A 17230-nucleotide genomic window follows, 5' to 3' on the forward strand; every position below is an offset into this window, starting at 1 on the left:
GCAACCTGTCAGTGTTTCAAAATATACATCGTCTGACTGTAAGCCACGTCTTCCGGATTAGTGATCGGGTAGCCTTTCACCCAGGGTTTGATCAATCGGCCATTGGTATACTGATAAATCGGTGCGATTGGTGCCTGATCGGCGATGATCTGTTCCAGCTTATTGTAATCCGTGGTCAGCGCTGCCGGATTGGTTTCATGACTGGCCAGCGCCAGCAGCTTATCGTAATCCGCACTTTTGAATTTAGCGATGTTACCACTGTGGGTTGAGCTCAACAGCGACAGGAAGGTCGAGGCCTCATTGTAATCGCCGACCCAGGAGGCGCGTACCACGTCGAAATTACCGGTGTTACGGCTATCGATGTAGGTTTTCCATTCCTGGTTTTGCAGTTTGACGTCGATACCGAGCGTTTTCTTCCACATTGAAGCCACGGCAATGGCGATTTTCTGGTGACTTTCCGAAGTGTTATACAGCAGCGTCAGCTTCAGCGGATTGTTCGGGCCATAGCCGGCCGCCTGCATCAACGCCTTGGCCTGCGCATCCAGTTCCGCCTGCGGCTGTTGCTGCAACAGGCTCACCTCTGGCTTAAACCCGGCAGTGACGTCCGGTGTGAAGTGGTAAGCCGGTTTTTCACCGGTACCCAACACTTTCTCGGCGATAATTTTGCGATCGATCGCGTAAGACAATGCCTTACGCACCCGAACATCATTCGTCGGCGCACGTTGGGTGTTAAAAGCATAATAATAGGTCCCGAGCTGATCCGGGGTATAGACCTGGTCCGGAATGTCTTTCAACAGCTTTTGGTACATATTTTTCGGGAAGGACTCGGTGATATCGATATCGCCGGCCAGATAACGTTTGGTAGCGTTGGATTCCTGGTTGATCGGCACAAAGGTCACTTTGGTCAGCACCGTGTGCGCATGGTCCCAATAGTGCTCGTTTGGCGTCAGCACCAGCTTTTCGTTGACCACCCGTTCCTGCAGTTTAAACGCGCCATTACCGACCAGATTGCCGACCTTGGTCCAGTCATTACCAAATTTCTCCACCACTGCCTTGTTGACCGGGAACAGGCTGAAGTTGGCGGTCAGGCTGACAAAATACGGTACCGGTTTGTTCAACTGCACTTTAAAGGTGTAATCATCCAGCGCCGTGACGCCCAGCTTATCGGCGGGCAGTTTGCCGGTAACGATCTCATCCGCGTTTTGAATGCCGGCCAGTTGGGCAAACCAGGCGAAAGGAGACAGATTTTTCGGCTCGACCAGCCGTTGCCAGCTATAAACAAAGTCTTTCGCCGTGACAGGGTCACCGTTAGACCAGCGCGCATCTTTACGCAGGGTGAAAATATAGGTTTGGTTATCGGTAGTTTGCCAGCGCGTGGCCACGCCTGGGATCACCTTGCCGTTAGCATCCTGATTCACCAGCCCTTCAAACAGATCGCGCGCCAATTGCGCTTCCGGCAAGCCTACCGCTTTGATCGGATCGAGTGAGGCCGGTTCATCTTTAATGTGGCGAACAATTTCCTGCTTTTCCGCCAGAGTGGTACCTGGGGGAACCTGCGCCGCCATAGCGCTGCTCAACCCTGCGCCGATCGCCACGGCACACAGCGCCAAACGAAAACCTTGTTGAATTTTTTTTCTCGTCATTCTGATTCATCCCCGTTAACCATCTGAATTTTTTATCTTATAGCACAAGATTAGTCTCACCTAGAGTTCCAGACAGTCAAGATGTAAAAACTGGGGGCCAGACAATAAAAAATGCCCGCACGACGATGTCGATATGGGCATTTTCTCTTAACGAACTCGATTAGTCGTAAAGGTGAATACTATTGATGCGGTAGCTGAATTCCTCACCCTCTTCTTCATCAAAAATGGTGAAGAAACCTTTCTCGACCAACGGCTTGGCATGGATATCGGTTTTCTGCATCTGACGTGACTCGGCATCGTCAAAACCATAGTCGAGATAGAAGCTGTTTTTCTGGTAGTCGACGTGCAGGGTAAACGGATAGTTGGACTCATCGCCACGCCCGTCGTCGTTCTTCACCACGCCAAACCATTCACCCTGACGGATCTGGTTTTCCTCGTCCACACCGCACAGCAGCGTGATGGTATCCTGATCATTTTCGCTATAGCTGGCAACTATTCTGGCTACTGGCATGTTAAATCCCCTGTTTGGTTAGCTTTGCCGATAGTATAACAACAGCGAAATAGATGACGGGGTTTTATTGTTACCTGCGCTAACGCACAGTTCACATATCAAGCGATAGCGAACAATTGCTCTGGGAAAGTTAAGTGAAAGCGTAATACACTGAATAAAATGATAATCACTCTCGACCTTTAAATCAGGGACTACATCATGATCCAGCATCGACCGCGCAGTGAACGTGGCCAATTGGCCGTTGCAGGAGAGAATTACGGCAGTTCGCTGTTGGGTGCACCGCTACTTTATTTTCCGGCGGCCGTCAGTGGCCCGGAAACTGGACTGATTATTGCCGGCACCCACGGTGATGAAAGCGCCGCTATCGTTACCCTGTCCTGCGCATTGCGCAGCATCGCACCAAACCAGTTGCGCCACCATGTAGTACTGGCGGTCAATCCCGACGGCTGCCAGCTCGGGCTGCGCGCCAATGCCAACGGGGTCGATCTGAACCGTAACTTCCCGGCAGCCAACTGGCGCTCCGGCGATACAGTTTACCGTTGGAACAGCGCGGCAGAGGCTCGGGACGTTAAACTCTCGACCGGCGGTCGCCCAGGCTCCGAACCGGAAACCCAGGCGCTATGCCATCTGATCCACCGGTTGAAACCGCACTGGGTGGTGTCGTTCCACGAGCCATTGGCCTGTATTGAAGACCCAGCCAGTTCACAGCTCGGCGTTTGGCTTTCGCATAAATTTGCCTTACCGCTGGTCACCAGCGTCGGTTACGAAACGCCGGGGTCATTCGGCAGTTGGTGCGCCGATTTGTCACTGCCCTGCATTACTGCGGAATTCCCCCCTATCTCGGCCGATGCCGCCAGCGAAAACTACCTGGACGCCATGGTAGAGTTACTGACTTACCCGGATTAAACCGGTTATGGGGCGAGATTAATCGCCCCACATTCAAACGCCAGACCCGGTTCAACGTCATTCGCCAGCCAGGTCGGGCCGTCCAAATCGACGAATCGCGCGCCCGGTGCCAAGGGTAGCGCGGCATTGATCGCCCGCGAGGTGCAAAGCATACAGCCGAGCATGATGGCGAAGCCCTGTTCCAGCGCCGCTTCAGCCAGCGCCAGTCCTTCGGTCAGGCCGCCGGTTTTATCCAGCTTGATATTGACCATCTGATAGCGGCCGGCCAGCTTGGGCAAATCACCGCGGGTGTGGCAGCTTTCATCTGCGCAAATGGGTAACGGGTGGATAAAGTTTTCCAGTGCACTGTCATCCGTCGCCGGCAGCGGTTGCTCCAGCATCGCCACGCCCAGATCGGCCAACAGTTGGCAGCGAGCCGCCAGCCCTTCCGCCTGCCAGGACTCATTGGCATCGACAATTAACGTGGTATCCGGCACCGCCGCACGGATCGCCACTAGTCGTTCACTGATCAGATGATTGTCCAGTTTGATTTTCAGCAACCGCGCCCCTTGCTGTTCAAGTTCACGCGCGGCGAAAGCCATGGCTTCCGGCGAACCGATGCTGACCGTTTGCGCCATCAAAATACGTTCCGGTTCTGTAACACCGCTGCGCTGCCAACGGCTTTGGCCACTCAGTTGACACTCCAAATCCCACAACGCGGAATCCACCGCGTTACGAGCAGCGCCTGCTGGCATTAGCTGCTGCAGTTGCTCACGCGTCACACCCTGTTCGACAACCGGTGCCACTTCAGCCAGCAATTCCATCACCGAAGCCTCACTTTCACCGTAACGCGGATAAGGCGTGCATTCACCGACACCCCGTACGCCCTGTTGCTCAATTTCGACCACCACCACTTTGGCTTCGGTACGGCTGCCGCGGGCAATAACAAAAGCGGTATGTAATGGCCAGGCTTCTGGATAAAAACGCATGCTTCTCATAACGGCTCCTGAGCGGAAATTACGCATAATATCGGACGAATACGCGGGTGATTTTTTGGACACACTCTAATATATACAACTATTTAGCAAACTTTATATATCCAACCCACAATTGTTGACATAAACTGATGCCAGGGTGTGAACCTAATGTTAAAGGCGGCCGAAAGGCCATTTTATTAGGCTCATGCCCTTTGTATAAACACCTGTAAAAGGATTCAAGCTAATGACTCAGACAGTACATTTTAAAGGCAACCCGGTTAGCGTTGCAGGCCACCTGCCACAGGCCGGCGAACAAGCCAAAGCCTTCTCGCTGGTTGCCAAAGACCTGTCAGACGTAGCGCTGAGCAGCTTCGCCGGTCAACGCAAAGTTCTGAACATTTTCCCAAGTATTGATACCGGCGTTTGCGCGACCTCAGTACGTACATTCAACCAACTGGCCAGCGGCCTGGATAACACCGTAGTGCTGTGCATCTCGGCTGATCTGCCGTTCGCACAGTCACGCTTCTGCGGTGCGGAAGGCCTGGACAACGTGGTAACCCTGTCCACCCTGCGTGGCGCTGAATTCAAACAGGCTTACGGCGTTGAGATCACCGATGGCCCACTGACGGGTCTGACTGCGCGTGCGGTTGTGGTGCTGGATGGCCAGGACAACGTGCTGTACAGCGAACTGGTGAATGAAATCACCGAAGAGCCGAACTACGATGCGGCGCTGGCTGCGCTGAAGTAATACCAAGAGGCCGAAGAATGCCGGCCTCTAAATGTTAACTGTAGAAACGGGCGCTTATGGCGCCCGTTTTTTTATTCTTCGTTTTCGCCGGTAGGCTTACGGCTGCTGAGGCCATATTCGCGCAACTTATTGGCAATCGCGGTATGTGAAACCCCCAGGCGTTTCGCCAGTTTTCGCGTACTTGGGTAAGTACGGTACAGCCGTGTCAGCACCGAGCGCTCGAATCGCTTGCTGATATCGTCAAGCGAACCATCCATAACCTCATCGCCGAGTGACATTTCAACCTCAAACTCCGGCAGTACGATGTCCTGCGGGCGCAGTTCGAAGCCTTCCGTTTGCGTCAACGCGCGGTAAATCGCGTTCTTCAACTGTCGCACGTTGCCCGGCCAGCCGTATTTGCTGAGGAAACTGCCCAGATCGTTCGCCAACTTCGGCCGCGCGACACCCTGCTCATCGGCAAAACGCGCCACAAACAGCTCGGTCAATGGCATGATGTCCTGCGGACGCTCACGCAGCGGCGGAATAGTGATGGTCAGCACGTTAAGACGATAGTAGAGATCCTCACGGAACTCACCACGTTGTACCAGTTCGGTCAGATTTTTCTGCGTCGCACAAATCACCCGGACATCCACGTGCACCTCGTGTTCTTCACCCACACGACGGAAGGTACCATCGTTAATAAAGCGCAGCAGTTTGGTCTGCATGCGCGGCGACATCTCGCCGATCTCATCCAGCAGCACCGAGCCACCGTGAGCCTGCTCGAAGAAGCCCTTCTTGCCTTCCAGCGCATTCGGATAGGCGCCAGGCGCATGGCCAAACAGCTCACTTTCCGCTACGTCATCCGGCAATGCGGCACAGTTCAGCGCCAGAAACGGCTGCTTGCCACGCGGACTGCGTAAATGGCAGGCCCGGGCCAGAATATCTTTGCCGGTACCGGTGTCGCCGACAATCAACAGCGGCGCATCCAGCATTGCCAACTTGCGTGCCTGCTCCAGCACATGACGCATTTTCGGGCTGGCGGCAACGATGTGATCAAACTCGGTATCGTCATTCACCGACAGATTCTGTAACTGGCGTCCCATACGGGCCGTGGATTTCAGCATCACTACCGCGCCTACGGTGGCATTCTGCTGGTTTTCATCTTCCAGGTAGATAGGTGTGATATCCATCAGGAAGTCCTGGCTGCGGATCACCACCCGTTCAGATTGCGGCGTCGTTTGCTCGCTCTCGAGCCAGCGATTGAAGTTGTAGCCGCCAATTAATGCGGTGGCGGTTTGGTTACGGATTTTGTCTTCGCTGAGTCCGAACAGCGCCTGCGCCGCCGGGTTGGCCAGTTCGACTTTGCCCTTCATGTCGATCGAGAACACCGGCTCCGGCATCGACTCCAACAGCGCGCGCAGTGCGCGGTGTTCGCGTTCAGATGGCATGAAATTCACGGTGCGTACATCGGTCACACCGGCAATGCGGCGGATCTCGACCATCAGCGCGCGGAAGGTGTCAAAATCCAGCTGGGAAAAATTGAGGTAAATGCGGCCGATAGGATCGATTTCGATGCCACGTAAATCTATGCTGCGCAATACCAAAAGATCGAGTAACTCTCGAGTCAGACCGAGCCGGTCTTCGCAAAAAACTTCCAAACGCATCAGTATTGGCCTTATCTCTGCAGGTGCGGGGATGACTGATAACGATGATACTCTCTCACCCCGAGCGGTAGAAGCAATCTGTCAGCAAAAGTTGACAGAACTCTGATTTATCGCTGTTGTTGATGATTTTAAACGCAAGTGAATGACACCATCGGCGTCATTTTAGCTTATCTATAGAGAGTTATCACAACCACCAATAAATTTGCAGATAAATATAATGCATTTACAGGGCGATCGTCTTTCGTCAAGTGAGGGTTACGTATTAGCGTTAGCGGGGAATGATTGCTGCAAGAATGAACAGCGGCGCCTGAGTGAGCGCCGCTGACAGATTATTTGGTTTTGTTATCGCTCTTTTTCAGGGTGTCTTTCAGTTGGCCAATCAGTTGGCTGCGGAAATCACCCAGCTTCGGTTTTTCCCCCTCCAACCAGGGCAGCGGACGACACAGTTCCATCGCCTTGATACCCAGTCTGGCGGTCAGCAAACCGGCACCAATACCCTGCGCCGCTCGGGCAGACAGACGGGCGGCCAGGTCTTGTGACATCCAGTCCATCCCCACTTCGCGTACCAGTTCGGACGCACCGGCAAAGGCAATATTCAGCAGCACCAGGCGGAACAACCGCAAACGGCTGAAGTAACCCAGTTCGATACCATACAGCGCCGCGATGCGGTTGATCAGCCGAATATTACGCCAGGCGATAAACGCCATGTCCACCACCGCCAGCGGGCTGACGGCGATCATTAACGTGGATTCTGCGGCTGAACGGCTGATTTCACGCCGCGCCTGATTATCCAATACCGGCTGCACCAGCTTGGCGTACAGCGCCACGACCTCACGGTCGTTTTGAGTTTCATGCAGCGAAGCCTGCCAGCGTTGCAATGCAGGGTGTCCCTGATCGAGGCCGGCCTGGCGCGCCAGCTTCTCGCAAAACTCACGCCCTTTGCCCAATCCGTGGCTGTGTAACAGCTCGCGTGCCACATCTCGCTCTTCTGCCCGTTGACGCAAGCGATACAGCCGACGCCATTCGGTCACCACCGAACCCACCCCGGCAAAGACAATCAAGCCGCCCGCGACACCGCCGCCCATGGCGATCCAATCCTGTTGCACCCAGGCGGTATGTACCCATTGCACGCCCTGTGCTACCACACTGACGCCGAACAAGGTCAGCCCGGCGGTGACCATTTTGCGCCACAGGCTGCGTTTAGGTTTCAGCGCCGCGTTGATAATCCCTTCGGCGCGTCCCTCCTCCTCTTCCTGCTGCAGCTCCGGCGCCGCTGGGAAAAAGTTTTCCGCCTGCTGTTCATCGAAGGCCACACTGGCGCGTAACACCGGCTCCTGTGGTGGCTGCAGCGGCTGTTCGAAATCGATACGCGGTTTTATCGGCTCGCTCATCGCAATTTATCTCCCAGTAAAAACTCCATCACCGCGTCCAGACGGATATGCGGCAATGGGCTGTCCACACTCATCGCGCGGGGGCGAAACTCATCAAAATGGAAGCCCTGATTTTGCCAGAACGCCGGCCCCGGTAAACGCGCCGGCACTTCGCCGGGGAACACGGTCAGCGGCGCTCCGTCGTTCAGACGGTTGCCTTTCAACGCCGGGATGCGCTGCCCCTGATGGTCGACAATGCCACTTTCGGTAGCCTGTACCGAGGCCAGCCCGACGCAGTCCATGCTGATGCCCTCAAACGCCGCGTTCTGCCACGCTTCCTGCACCAGCTGTTGCAGCAACGACACCAGATTGGCGTGCTGATCGGCGGTGATATGATCCGCCTTGGTGGCGGCGAACATCAGTTTATCGATGGTAGGTGAAAATAACCGGCGGAACAGCGTGCGCTTACCGTAGTGGAAACTTTGCATCAGTTGGGTCAGCGCCAGCCGCATGTCGTTGAACGCCTGCGGGCCACTGTTAAGCGGCTGCAGGCAATCCACCAGCACAATCTGACGATCGAAGCGGACGAAATGCTCTTTATAAAAGTTTTTGACGATGGTCTGGCAGTAATAGTTGAACCGCGCACGCAGCATGCCGATATTGCTGTGTTTATCAGCCTGCGCCAGCCTGGATTCACCGAGACTGTCGACATTGGGCCAGGGGAAGAACTGTAATGCAGGTGCACCGGCCAGATCGCCCGGCAGCACGAAGCGGCCCGGCTGAATAAAATGCAGCCCTTCACTTTTGCACCGCAACAGGTAATCGGTATAGGCCTGGGCGATGGCCGCCAGCTTGTTTTCATCGGCCGGGGCCAGCGGATCGCAGCTTTTACACAGTTCCAGCCAGGGCTTGGCCCACTCGGCGCGGTCGCCCTGCAGCAGACCGGCCATTTGCCGCGACCAGGCCAGATAGTCCTGTTCCAGCATCGGCAAGTCCAACAACCATTCGCCGGGATAATCGACAATCTCCAGATACAGCGTTGAAGTGTCTTTGAAGTGACGCAGCAGTGAGTCGTTGGAACGGTAGCGCAACGCCAGGCGAATTTCGCTGACGCCACGCGTCGGGGTCGGCCAGCTCGGCGGAGTGCCATAAAGCTGTGCCAGCCCTTCATCATAGGTAAAACGCTGAATGCCGAGATCGCGTTGCGGAATGCGCTTCACGCCCAACAGACGTTCTTCACGTACCGGCGAGAACAGCGGCATACGCGCACCGCTGTGAACGTGCAGCAATTGATTGACGAAAGCGGTGATAAAGGCGGTTTTGCCGCTGCGGCTCAGGCCGGTCACCGCCAGGCGCAGGTGTCGATCCATCCCGCGGTTGACCAGCGACGTTAACTCATTTTGCAGTCGTTTCATTTTGCGTAAAGTTACTTCCTTTTGTCATAAAAAACAGCCAGTTAAAAAACCATCATTCTTTAGCATCTATATTCATTATTATAGCCATAAGCTTGGCTATTTTATGTATAGATAGGTTTTTTTGACACCTGCACAGCCCCCTTAACTTTCATTGTGTGGTATATGGCAGAGCGTTCTAATATCGCATCCAATAAAAGATCAAGATAGTATTATCTTTCTGGGATTAATCCCGTCAATACACCATTAATCCATACAGGATTTGGTGTCAAAAATACTATTCCATGAAATTTATATTACCCGGAGAGCCCTATGAACGCAATTAATTTAGAGCAAGGTATTGTCACTGTAAACTCCATGAGTGACTTAAGGATAATTTCTCCTGAACATGATGGTCAGCGTATATTTCTAACTGAATACTATGCCGGAAAAGGCAAAGGCGGAGGTCTATTTACAGGTCATCTCAACATCCCCAACGCAATAGACGATGGTGGATACTCAACCATTAAAGTTGGCCAAGAATCAGCAGTGTGGCGCAGAGACGACCTTACACAACTTTCTTTATATGATGGCGGCTGCGACCCAACACTGAACGATAACAGCACGTTTATTCAAAACATTTCATTAATACAAGGCGATCGCTCAGTAAAAATCCCAAGTGGTTACTGGAATATTGCAAAGCCGATTATTTTCCCGGCTAACCGTGGGATCGCACTCTACGGTGAAAGTAGTTTTAACGGGAGAGCAGCGTTAACCTACTCAGGGCCAGACCTGACTGATATTCATGACGTTAGTGGGGTAATAACCGTAACAGCCAACCCAGGAGAGATGACCTATAGCGGCGTTAATTTCAAAAACTTTCAAATTATCGGTAATTATAAAATCATTAGTGGATTAAGTATCAAGCATGCAGGTTACGTGCAAGTACAGAATGTAAGCATTCTCTACTGCAAAGGGGCTGGCCTCTATCTTGATAAGGTACAGGACAGTTACTTTAAATTCCTGGAGGTTCAGGGATGCGGCAGAACGTCAGGTGATTATAACAGTTATACTGACATTACAGATTATGGGAAGATGCTATTAGCCCCTATTCACTTAACCTCAACTATCAAGAATGATGAATGCAATATGTTGCGCTTCGAAGACTGTCAATGGGAGGCGAACTTAATCAGCCCAACAATCTACGTTCACGGTGGCATTGGTCTTTGGTTCAGAAATTTACATATGGAACACCGTACCGGACCATTAAAAAAACTGATGGGCAGCAACCCTAACGCCAGTTGCCTGTTATATATGAACAACTCAGGTGAAGTTTATCTAAATGAAATTCAGGCATCAGAAGTAAAGCACCTGACATATAGTACAGGGTATGGCGTTTTATATGCTACCAACATTAACCGAGGCGGAGATGTTACGCATGCGGCATCAGGCAAGCAGTTCAATATTTTCATGAATGGATGTTGGCTGCAGGACATGAATTTTTCACCTAGTGTGAAAGCCATGATCAGCAATTGCCGGTTAGCAAATCTGAAGTGGAATTACCCATCCTATGCAGGAACTATTTCTGACACCCAATTTTCCGGCGAGGTTGCCATTACTGAAGACGGTGCCAATACCCGAATCGATCTGGTCGACTGTCAATACGGCAGCGTAAGAAGCAACACCAGTAATCTACGCTTCCTTGGCGGCCGCTGCCTCGGAGATTTTCGTTATGTATCGCGCTCTGGCGTAGGTTCGGTCATCGATGTCGATGTTGAAGGAGCCACAACCATCAGCACAAGTTACGGTAGCTCATATCAACCGGGTAGATCCAACTATACCGTGGCGCGCGTTGCCGATGGTCCCAAGGAACTCGGCGGTACCATGCGCCCCATTGGCTCCGAATGGTTCAATACGGCAGTTTCCGGGGATCAAGAAGGTGCGATTTACAGCTGGGTGAAAACGGCTACGGGCTGGCGGCCCAATAGCCGCATCAGTCGCTTTGGCACCAATTTATCTTCAATGACGCTTTCCCAGCTTCCTGCTGCGGCCTCCTGTAAAGGTACCGTCATTTTCTGCACCAATACCGCCGGCTCGCCAGCGGCTCAGGCCATTATTAGCGATGGCTCAGACTGGGTCTATCTGGCAGCCCCAGGTACGAAAGCGACGACAGCCAATTAAAGTTCATACCGCCCTACTTGGGCGGTATTTTTTCATCTGTAGCATAACGCCCAAATACCTTGTTCAGGCCTTTGCGGAACAGCGGTTCCAGCACCAGCGCCAGGACAAAGCGAATCGGTTTGCGACCCACGGTACGCAGCAGCCAACCGGCCGCCCCTGCCGGGCCGTAATTCAGTAACGCTATGATGATGACTTTAGACAATGTCTTCAACATTGTACCGGCTCCTTGTTTAAATCCACCGGATTTAACGGCGTTTACGGCATAGGTTTTTTTCATTATCAATGCCCTCCGGCACAATTTTGTTCATAAGGATGATGTCAGCGGCAATGCCTGACCTGCGCCACGCGCAGGCCATTGCACTCAAGGCGGGGTTATAACTTGCGGAAACGACTCTGTACGCCGAAGGTATCCGACGTGACATAACGCTCAACCTGCCGCAGTTGCTGTTCGCCACTGCCCAGCTCGTACTCTAATTGGTCGAGCAACTGGCGCGGTGTTTTTTGCTGTTCGCCGTCAAAACGGCTGGCTGGTGCTTCATCCAGCACGAACACCAGGGCGAAATAGGCGATCAGGGTGAAGAAGAACAGTCCGAAGAACATCGACAACACCACAATCACTCGGATCAGGCGCACCGGCACGTCAAAATAATGGGCCAGACCGGCGCAGACGCCCTTCAGCATGCCTTCTTCAGGGACACGATAAAGCTTTTTACTGCCCAGAGTGTTGTTCATCAAGACTGTCTCCAGTTCGGGTGTTCTGCATCGAGGATCTCTTCCAGCGCCTGAATGCGTTCACGCATGCGCTTGGCATCTTCCGCCAACTGCGCCAGACGCTGCATTTCCTGATGGCTCAGTTGAATGCCGTTTTGTTGCCGATTGCTGTAATGCAGCCAAAGCCAAATCGGTGCGACAAACAACACAAAGATTGTCAACGGAATGGCAAGTAATAGAGCACTCATTTATTTTCCTTCTTAATGCGTCTTGGTGGGCGGCCACATCACCGTGGCCGCTGTCGCCTTACTCAGAGCGGTTCATTTTCGCTTTCAGCGCCGCCAGTTGCTCACTGATGGCATCGTCGGCTTTCAGCTCGGCAAATTCTTGATCCAGAGACTTCTTTTTACCGATGATGACGCTTTCCGCCTCGGCTTCCATATGGTCGATGCGGCGTTCGAACTGCTCGAAACGTGCCATCGCTTCATCCAGTTTGCCGCTGTCGAGCTGACGGCGCACGTCGCGGGAAGATGATGCCGCCTGGTGACGCAATGTCAGAGCCTGCTGGCGAGCGCGGGTTTCGGTCAGCTTGTTTTCCAATTCGCCGATTTCGCTTTTCATGCGCGCCAACGTTTCTTCTACGGTAGACACTTCATGAGTCAACGTAGAGATCAGGTCGGCCACTTTTTGTTTTTCGATCAGGGCCGCACGGGCCAGATCTTCTTTCTCTTTGCGCAGCGCCAGTTCGGCTTTGTCCTGCCAATCGCTAAGCTGGTTTTCACCCTGCTCAATGCGGCGCAGCAACTGTTTTTTCTCCGCCAGCGCACGCGCTGAGGTAGAACGCACTTCAACCAGCGTGTCTTCCATCTCCTGGATCATCAAACGGACCAGTTTTTGCGGATCTTCCGCCTTATCCAGCAACGTATTGATGTTGGCGTTCACGATGTCGGCAAAACGAGAAAAAATACCCATAATTCACTTCCTCTTGGTTCTGATGGCGTCTAAAGCGCCGCGTTAGGTCATACAGATTTCTCTAAGACTTAATCAAAACTCGTGCCAACTTTTATTTCATTGAATAACAACAATTTTTTATTTTTGACTCTCTGCAGACTTACTGTAGAGTGATTATTTTCACCAAACATTGGCGAATTTCATCATGAGCGAACAGTTAGAAAACCTGCTGGGCGAAGCAAATGCCTTTGTCGAAGTATTGGAGCAAGTCTCGCAACTGGCAAAGTTGAACAAACCGGTGTTGGTGATCGGTGAGCGCGGTACCGGCAAAGAATTAATTGCCCACCGTTTGCATTACCTTTCCAACCGTTGGCAGGGGCCGTTTATCTCGCTTAACTGCGCGGCGCTGAATGAAAACCTGCTGGACTCCGAACTGTTCGGCCACGAGGCCGGTGCCTTTACCGGCGCGCAGAAACGTCATCTTGGTCGCTTTGAACGTGCCGACGGCGGCACTTTGTTTCTCGATGAGCTGGCCACCGCCCCAATGCTGGTGCAGGAAAAACTGCTGCGGGTAATTGAATACGGTCACCTGGAACGCGTTGGCGGTAGCCAGCCGCTGCAGGTTGATGTCCGGCTGGTGTGCGCTACCAATGACGACCTGCCTGCACTGGCGGCGGCGGGTAAATTCCGCGCCGACTTGCTCGACCGTCTGGCATTCGACGTGGTGCAGTTGCCGCCGCTGCGCCAGCGGCAGCAAGACATCATGTTACTGGCCGAACACTTTGCGATTCAGATGTGCCGCGAGCTGTCGCTGTCGCTGTTCCCCGGCTTTACCGAACGCGCCAGAGACACCCTGCTCGGTTATCACTGGCCGGGCAACGTGCGTGAACTGAAAAACGTGGTGGAACGTTCGGTATATCGGCACGGTACCAGTGACAGCGCGTTGGATGAAATCATCATTAATCCGTTCGCCCAACGGGAAACCCTGCCATTGCCCACCCAACGCGAGACAGGTGATGAACGTCCCACACTGCCGCTGGATTTGAAAACCTGGCAGTTGGCGCAGGAAAAATCGCTGATTGAAGCGGCGCTGCAACAGGGAAGATTTAATCAGCGTAAGGCGGCGGAGCTGCTGGGGCTGACCTATCACCAGTTGCGCGGCATGCTGAAAAAGCACGCATTGTTGCAAAATGGCGAGGTAGAAGAAGAATAACAGGCAAAAAAAAGCCAGCACCCGAGCTGGCTTAAAAAACACTGGAAGCAATGTGAGCAATGTCGTGCCTTTCACAGCAGAGCCACAAGCTGTGGCCTTCCGTGAACTGCCAGGTGATGATAATAGTTCTCAGTATCACCTGTAAAGCACTTTGTTGAGAATTTTTCTCATTACCACACTGTCATTGTGCAATTACCACTCAGGGAAGGGATCGGCCATCTCATGCCAGTAGTCTACCCCGGCAGCCATTTCCTCATCACTTAGCAGGCAGGCATCCAGCAAACGCGTTATTTCGGCCTGCGGTAGGTTCTGCCCGATAAACACCAGTTCCTGGCGCATATCGCCAAAGGGCTCCACCCACTTATCCATAATCTGTGCCTGGGTCTCTTCATCCTGCGGCCAGTTATCTTGCGCAATGGCACGCCAGAAAGTACCCGCCAACCCATAATGGGCGATGCCGCCGGCCTGGCTCCACTGCCCGGCCTGACGCGGACGCGTCGCCAACCAGTAGAACCCTTTGGAACGCAACAGTTTGCCACCGCCCCAGTCGCCATTAATCACCCGATAGAATTTATCCGGTGCAAAAGGTCGCCGCGCCTGATAGACAAAACTGCTGATGCCGTAGTTTTCCGTTTCCGGCAGGTGCTCACCGCGCAGCTCCTTAAGCCAGCCGGGAGCCCGCTGCGCTTTGTCAAAGCTGAAGCTGCCGGTGTTTAATACCGCCTCCAGCGGCAGTTTGCCGGGAGAGATAGCGATGATTTTGGCATCCGGGTTCAAGCTGGCGAGCAGCGCCATCACTTCACCTTGTTGTTCCGGGGTCAGCAAGTCGGTTTTACTCACCAGCATCACGTCGCAGAACTCAATCTGTTCGATCAACAGATCGGCCACGCTACGCAAATCATCCTCGCCCAAACTTTGACCGGCTTCCTGCAGCGACTGCGCCTGCTGGTACTGCTGGATAAAGTTAACCCCGTCCACCACCGTGACCAGAGTATCCAGGCGGGCGAAGTGCGACAGGCTTTCCCCCTGCTCGTCCTCAAAGGTGAAGGTTTCTGCCACCGGTAAAGGTTCGGAGATGCCGCTGGACTCGATCAACAGATAATCAAAGCGGCCGGCCTGCGCCAGTTCACGTACCGAGATCAGCAGATCTTCACGCAGCGTGCAGCAAATGCAGCCATTACTCATCTCCACCAGCTTTTCCTGTTGGCGATCGAGCTGGACTTCGTTCTCGACCAGCGCAGCGTCAATGTTGACTTCGCTCATGTCGTTAACGATCACCGCCACGCGCATGCCCTGGCGATTATTCAGAATATGGTTCAGCACCGTGGTTTTACCGGCGCCAAGAAAGCCGGAAAGCACGGTTACGGGTAATGGATTCATGGGAGTCCTCATTCAAAACTCATTGCGTAATGCCTGGTAGCCGCGCACCAGTTCGATGTTGGTGGCGGCCACCTCTTCAGAAAATTGCAGCGCACCTCGATCGACCTGCGCGTAAAGCGACAGATCGCTGTCAGCGCCGACGCGCTCGGTTGACGGGATATACAGGTTTTCCGGCAGCGTCACACCGTCTACCACCGCGTTGTAGCGCACCACACAGCCGGAACCGATATGACAATTGAACAGCACGCTGTTGAAGCCGATAAACACCCGATCTTCAATGCGGCACGGGCCATGGACGATGGCGCGATGGGCGATAGAGCTGAAGCACCCGATGGTGACCGCCGCACCGCTTTTCGAGTGGATCACCACGCCGTCCTGAATATTGGAATGGGAACCGATAATGATCGGCTCCATGTCCCCGGCTGAATTCAGTTCATCAGCGCGGATCACCACGTACGGCCCAACGTAGACAAAGTCTTCGACAATCACCCGGCCACAGATAATGGCGGTGGGATCGATATAGGCTTTCGGCGAGACCTGAGGCAGGTGGCCACTGGGGTTTTTACGCAGCATTTCCCGGCTCCTGCCAGCTCAATTCCGCCACGGCATTGTGGGCGTGCAGGCTTTCCTGATGCTCCACCCGCAACGAAAACGCGCGCTGATTGCACTGACTGCGTAGCATCCGATACAGGCGGCGTGCGGCATCCTCACAAAACATCAGGTTCTGGCCGTTAGCCAGGGCAAATGCCTGCTCGTCCTGACGTTTCACCAACGTCTGTAGTGGTGTGCCCAGCGCATGCTCGATGCGATCGATTAAATTGACCACCGGCAATGCGACTTCCTCCTCATTCAGCGTGACCGTCACCCAGGCCCAACTGCGTTGGCTGTGCGGCGTGGCAGGCATACCTTGTTCGCCCAGCCAGTCAATCACCTGCTGTTGATCGACTTTCTCGGGTGACGGTTCGAAATCAAACTGAAATTGCTGCTGCGCCAGTTGACGGCTAAGCGCCGCCGAACTCGGACAGGTGGAGGAATAAGGCACACCGACCGTCAGGGACAGGGTCAGTTCGCTGGTCAGCGTGGCGTCAATTTTCAGTGGATAAGCTTTCCAGCCACGCTGTGGCGACAACAACGCCGGGCGTGACAGCAGCAGTTCGCCGCTGATACTCAGGTTGGCGCGGTCGCTGTTCTCCGGTTGCGACGCCAGAAAGGCCTGCAGTTGATCGCTGATACGTTGCGGTGTCAGTTCGCCCTGGGTTAATTCATCCAGCGCCAGGTAGAGGCGCGACATATGTATCCCGCGCGCACCCTGGCGACTGGCACGCAGATTAATCCCGGCATTGACCTTTGCCATCAGCGGCTTGCCAGCCAACTCCAACGGCAGAGCGATCCCTTGCATCCCTACCCAATCGAGCCCAACCTCGCTCATTGTGCCCTGCCAGGCCTGCGCATCCGGCAGCGGTTGGCGTGGTGGAAGTGCAACCATGTTCATACATCCCCTCGCGATTATCAGTACATTGCCAGAGAACGGTAACATGATTTTGTTATGTTATAACATATCAATAGCAACTTTTTTGCCAATACGGGGGAATTGTTCAATCAAGTAGCAGAAAACTCAGCCATTTT

General features: G+C 53.6%; 17 protein-coding genes. 4 read left to right on the top strand and 13 right to left on the bottom strand.

The window, feature by feature from the left end; translation table 11 throughout:
• Positions 1 to 8: 8 nt before the first annotated feature.
• Both F8R23_RS04495 and F8R23_RS04500 read right to left on the bottom strand, forming a co-directional pair.
• The gene (locus F8R23_RS04495) at positions 9 to 1643 is read right to left on the bottom strand and encodes a peptide ABC transporter substrate-binding protein (RefSeq protein WP_099062901.1); all 1635 of its coding nucleotides are present in this window, start codon (positions 1641 to 1643) and stop codon (positions 9 to 11) included.
• Between the two features lie 160 nt (positions 1644 to 1803).
• On the bottom strand, positions 1804 to 2154 hold the full coding sequence (locus F8R23_RS04500; protein WP_129934533.1) for a hypothetical protein: 351 nt from the start codon (positions 2152 to 2154) through the stop codon (positions 1804 to 1806).
• 198 nt (positions 2155 to 2352) lie between these two features.
• On the opposite strand from F8R23_RS04500, the gene mpaA reads away from it, so the two are divergent.
• The gene (mpaA, locus tag F8R23_RS04505) at positions 2353 to 3060 is read left to right on the top strand and encodes a murein tripeptide amidase MpaA (protein ID WP_151415323.1); all 708 of its coding nucleotides are present in this window, start codon (positions 2353 to 2355) and stop codon (positions 3058 to 3060) included.
• 5 nt (positions 3061 to 3065) lie between these two features.
• On the opposite strand, the gene ycjG is transcribed toward mpaA, so the two are convergent.
• The gene (ycjG, locus tag F8R23_RS04510; protein ID WP_151415324.1) at positions 3066 to 4037 is read right to left on the bottom strand and encodes an L-Ala-D/L-Glu epimerase; all 972 of its coding nucleotides are present in this window, start codon (positions 4035 to 4037) and stop codon (positions 3066 to 3068) included.
• A 223-nt stretch (positions 4038 to 4260) separates the two neighbouring features.
• On the opposite strand from ycjG, the gene tpx reads away from it, so the two are divergent.
• Complete coding sequence (gene tpx / locus F8R23_RS04515) at positions 4261 to 4764, top strand: thiol peroxidase (protein WP_112349976.1); 504 nt, start codon at positions 4261 to 4263, stop codon at positions 4762 to 4764.
• Between the two features lie 71 nt (positions 4765 to 4835).
• Here tpx and tyrR read toward each other — a convergent pair whose 3' ends face one another.
• The 3 genes from tyrR to F8R23_RS04530 all read right to left on the bottom strand — a co-directional run bounded on the left by tyrR (position 4836) and on the right by F8R23_RS04530 (position 9192).
• On the bottom strand, positions 4836 to 6407 hold the full coding sequence (gene tyrR, locus F8R23_RS04520) for a transcriptional regulator TyrR (RefSeq protein ID WP_112349977.1): 1572 nt from the start codon (positions 6405 to 6407) through the stop codon (positions 4836 to 4838).
• A 329-nt stretch (positions 6408 to 6736) separates the two neighbouring features.
• Positions 6737 to 7798 carry a YcjF family protein gene (locus tag F8R23_RS04525; protein WP_129938202.1) on the bottom strand — a complete coding sequence of 354 codons (1062 nt, stop codon included), beginning with the start codon at positions 7796 to 7798 and terminating at the stop codon, positions 6737 to 6739.
• Positions 7795 to 9192: a YcjX family GTP-binding protein gene (locus F8R23_RS04530; RefSeq protein ID WP_129934528.1), complete on the bottom strand. Its 1398-nt coding sequence runs from the start codon at positions 9190 to 9192 to the stop codon at positions 7795 to 7797. The genes F8R23_RS04525 and F8R23_RS04530 overlap by 4 nt, the downstream gene beginning before the upstream one ends.
• Positions 9193 to 9501: 309 nt before the next feature.
• Between F8R23_RS04530 and F8R23_RS04535 the strand changes: the two genes are divergently transcribed.
• Positions 9502 to 11349: a hypothetical protein gene (locus F8R23_RS04535; protein WP_151415325.1), complete on the top strand. Its 1848-nt coding sequence runs from the start codon at positions 9502 to 9504 to the stop codon at positions 11347 to 11349.
• A gap of 13 nt (positions 11350 to 11362) precedes the next feature.
• On the opposite strand, the gene pspD is transcribed toward F8R23_RS04535, so the two are convergent.
• From pspD to pspA, 4 genes are all read right to left on the bottom strand, one after another.
• Positions 11363 to 11626, bottom strand: coding sequence for a phage shock protein PspD (pspD, locus tag F8R23_RS04540; RefSeq protein ID WP_151415326.1), 264 nt, complete (start codon positions 11624 to 11626; stop codon positions 11363 to 11365).
• 95 nt (positions 11627 to 11721) lie between these two features.
• Positions 11722 to 12081, bottom strand: a complete 360-nt coding sequence (pspC, locus tag F8R23_RS04545; RefSeq protein WP_099062891.1) for an envelope stress response membrane protein PspC — start codon at positions 12079 to 12081, stop codon at positions 11722 to 11724.
• The gene (gene pspB / locus F8R23_RS04550) at positions 12081 to 12308 is read right to left on the bottom strand and encodes an envelope stress response membrane protein PspB (protein WP_012145351.1); all 228 of its coding nucleotides are present in this window, start codon (positions 12306 to 12308) and stop codon (positions 12081 to 12083) included. The genes pspC and pspB overlap by 1 nt, the downstream gene beginning before the upstream one ends.
• A 58-nt stretch (positions 12309 to 12366) precedes the next feature.
• Entirely contained in the window at positions 12367 to 13032 is a 666-nt protein-coding gene (gene pspA / locus F8R23_RS04555; protein ID WP_085117009.1) for a phage shock protein PspA, read from the bottom strand.
• Between the two features lie 184 nt (positions 13033 to 13216).
• Between pspA and pspF the strand changes: the two genes are divergently transcribed.
• Positions 13217 to 14224, top strand: a complete 1008-nt coding sequence (gene pspF / locus F8R23_RS04560) for a phage shock protein operon transcriptional activator (RefSeq protein WP_099062890.1) — start codon at positions 13217 to 13219, stop codon at positions 14222 to 14224.
• A gap of 192 nt (positions 14225 to 14416) precedes the next feature.
• Here pspF and zigA read toward each other — a convergent pair whose 3' ends face one another.
• From zigA to folE2, 3 genes are read right to left on the bottom strand one after another with little or no spacing between them, the layout of a single operon-like run.
• Positions 14417 to 15604 carry a zinc metallochaperone GTPase ZigA gene (gene zigA / locus F8R23_RS04565; protein ID WP_129934526.1) on the bottom strand — a complete coding sequence of 396 codons (1188 nt, stop codon included), beginning with the start codon at positions 15602 to 15604 and terminating at the stop codon, positions 14417 to 14419.
• Positions 15605 to 15616: 12 nt separating this feature from the next.
• Positions 15617 to 16177, bottom strand: a complete 561-nt coding sequence (locus F8R23_RS04570; RefSeq protein WP_129934525.1) for an LbetaH domain-containing protein — start codon at positions 16175 to 16177, stop codon at positions 15617 to 15619.
• Positions 16167 to 17096, bottom strand: coding sequence for a GTP cyclohydrolase FolE2 (gene folE2, locus F8R23_RS04575; RefSeq protein WP_151415327.1), 930 nt, complete (start codon positions 17094 to 17096; stop codon positions 16167 to 16169). Before folE2 ends, F8R23_RS04570 begins: the two co-directional genes overlap by 11 nt.
• Positions 17097 to 17230 lie beyond the last annotated feature (134 nt).

The organism is Serratia proteamaculans (assembly GCF_008830365.1).
Lineage (GTDB): Bacteria > Pseudomonadota > Gammaproteobacteria > Enterobacterales > Enterobacteriaceae > Serratia > Serratia proteamaculans.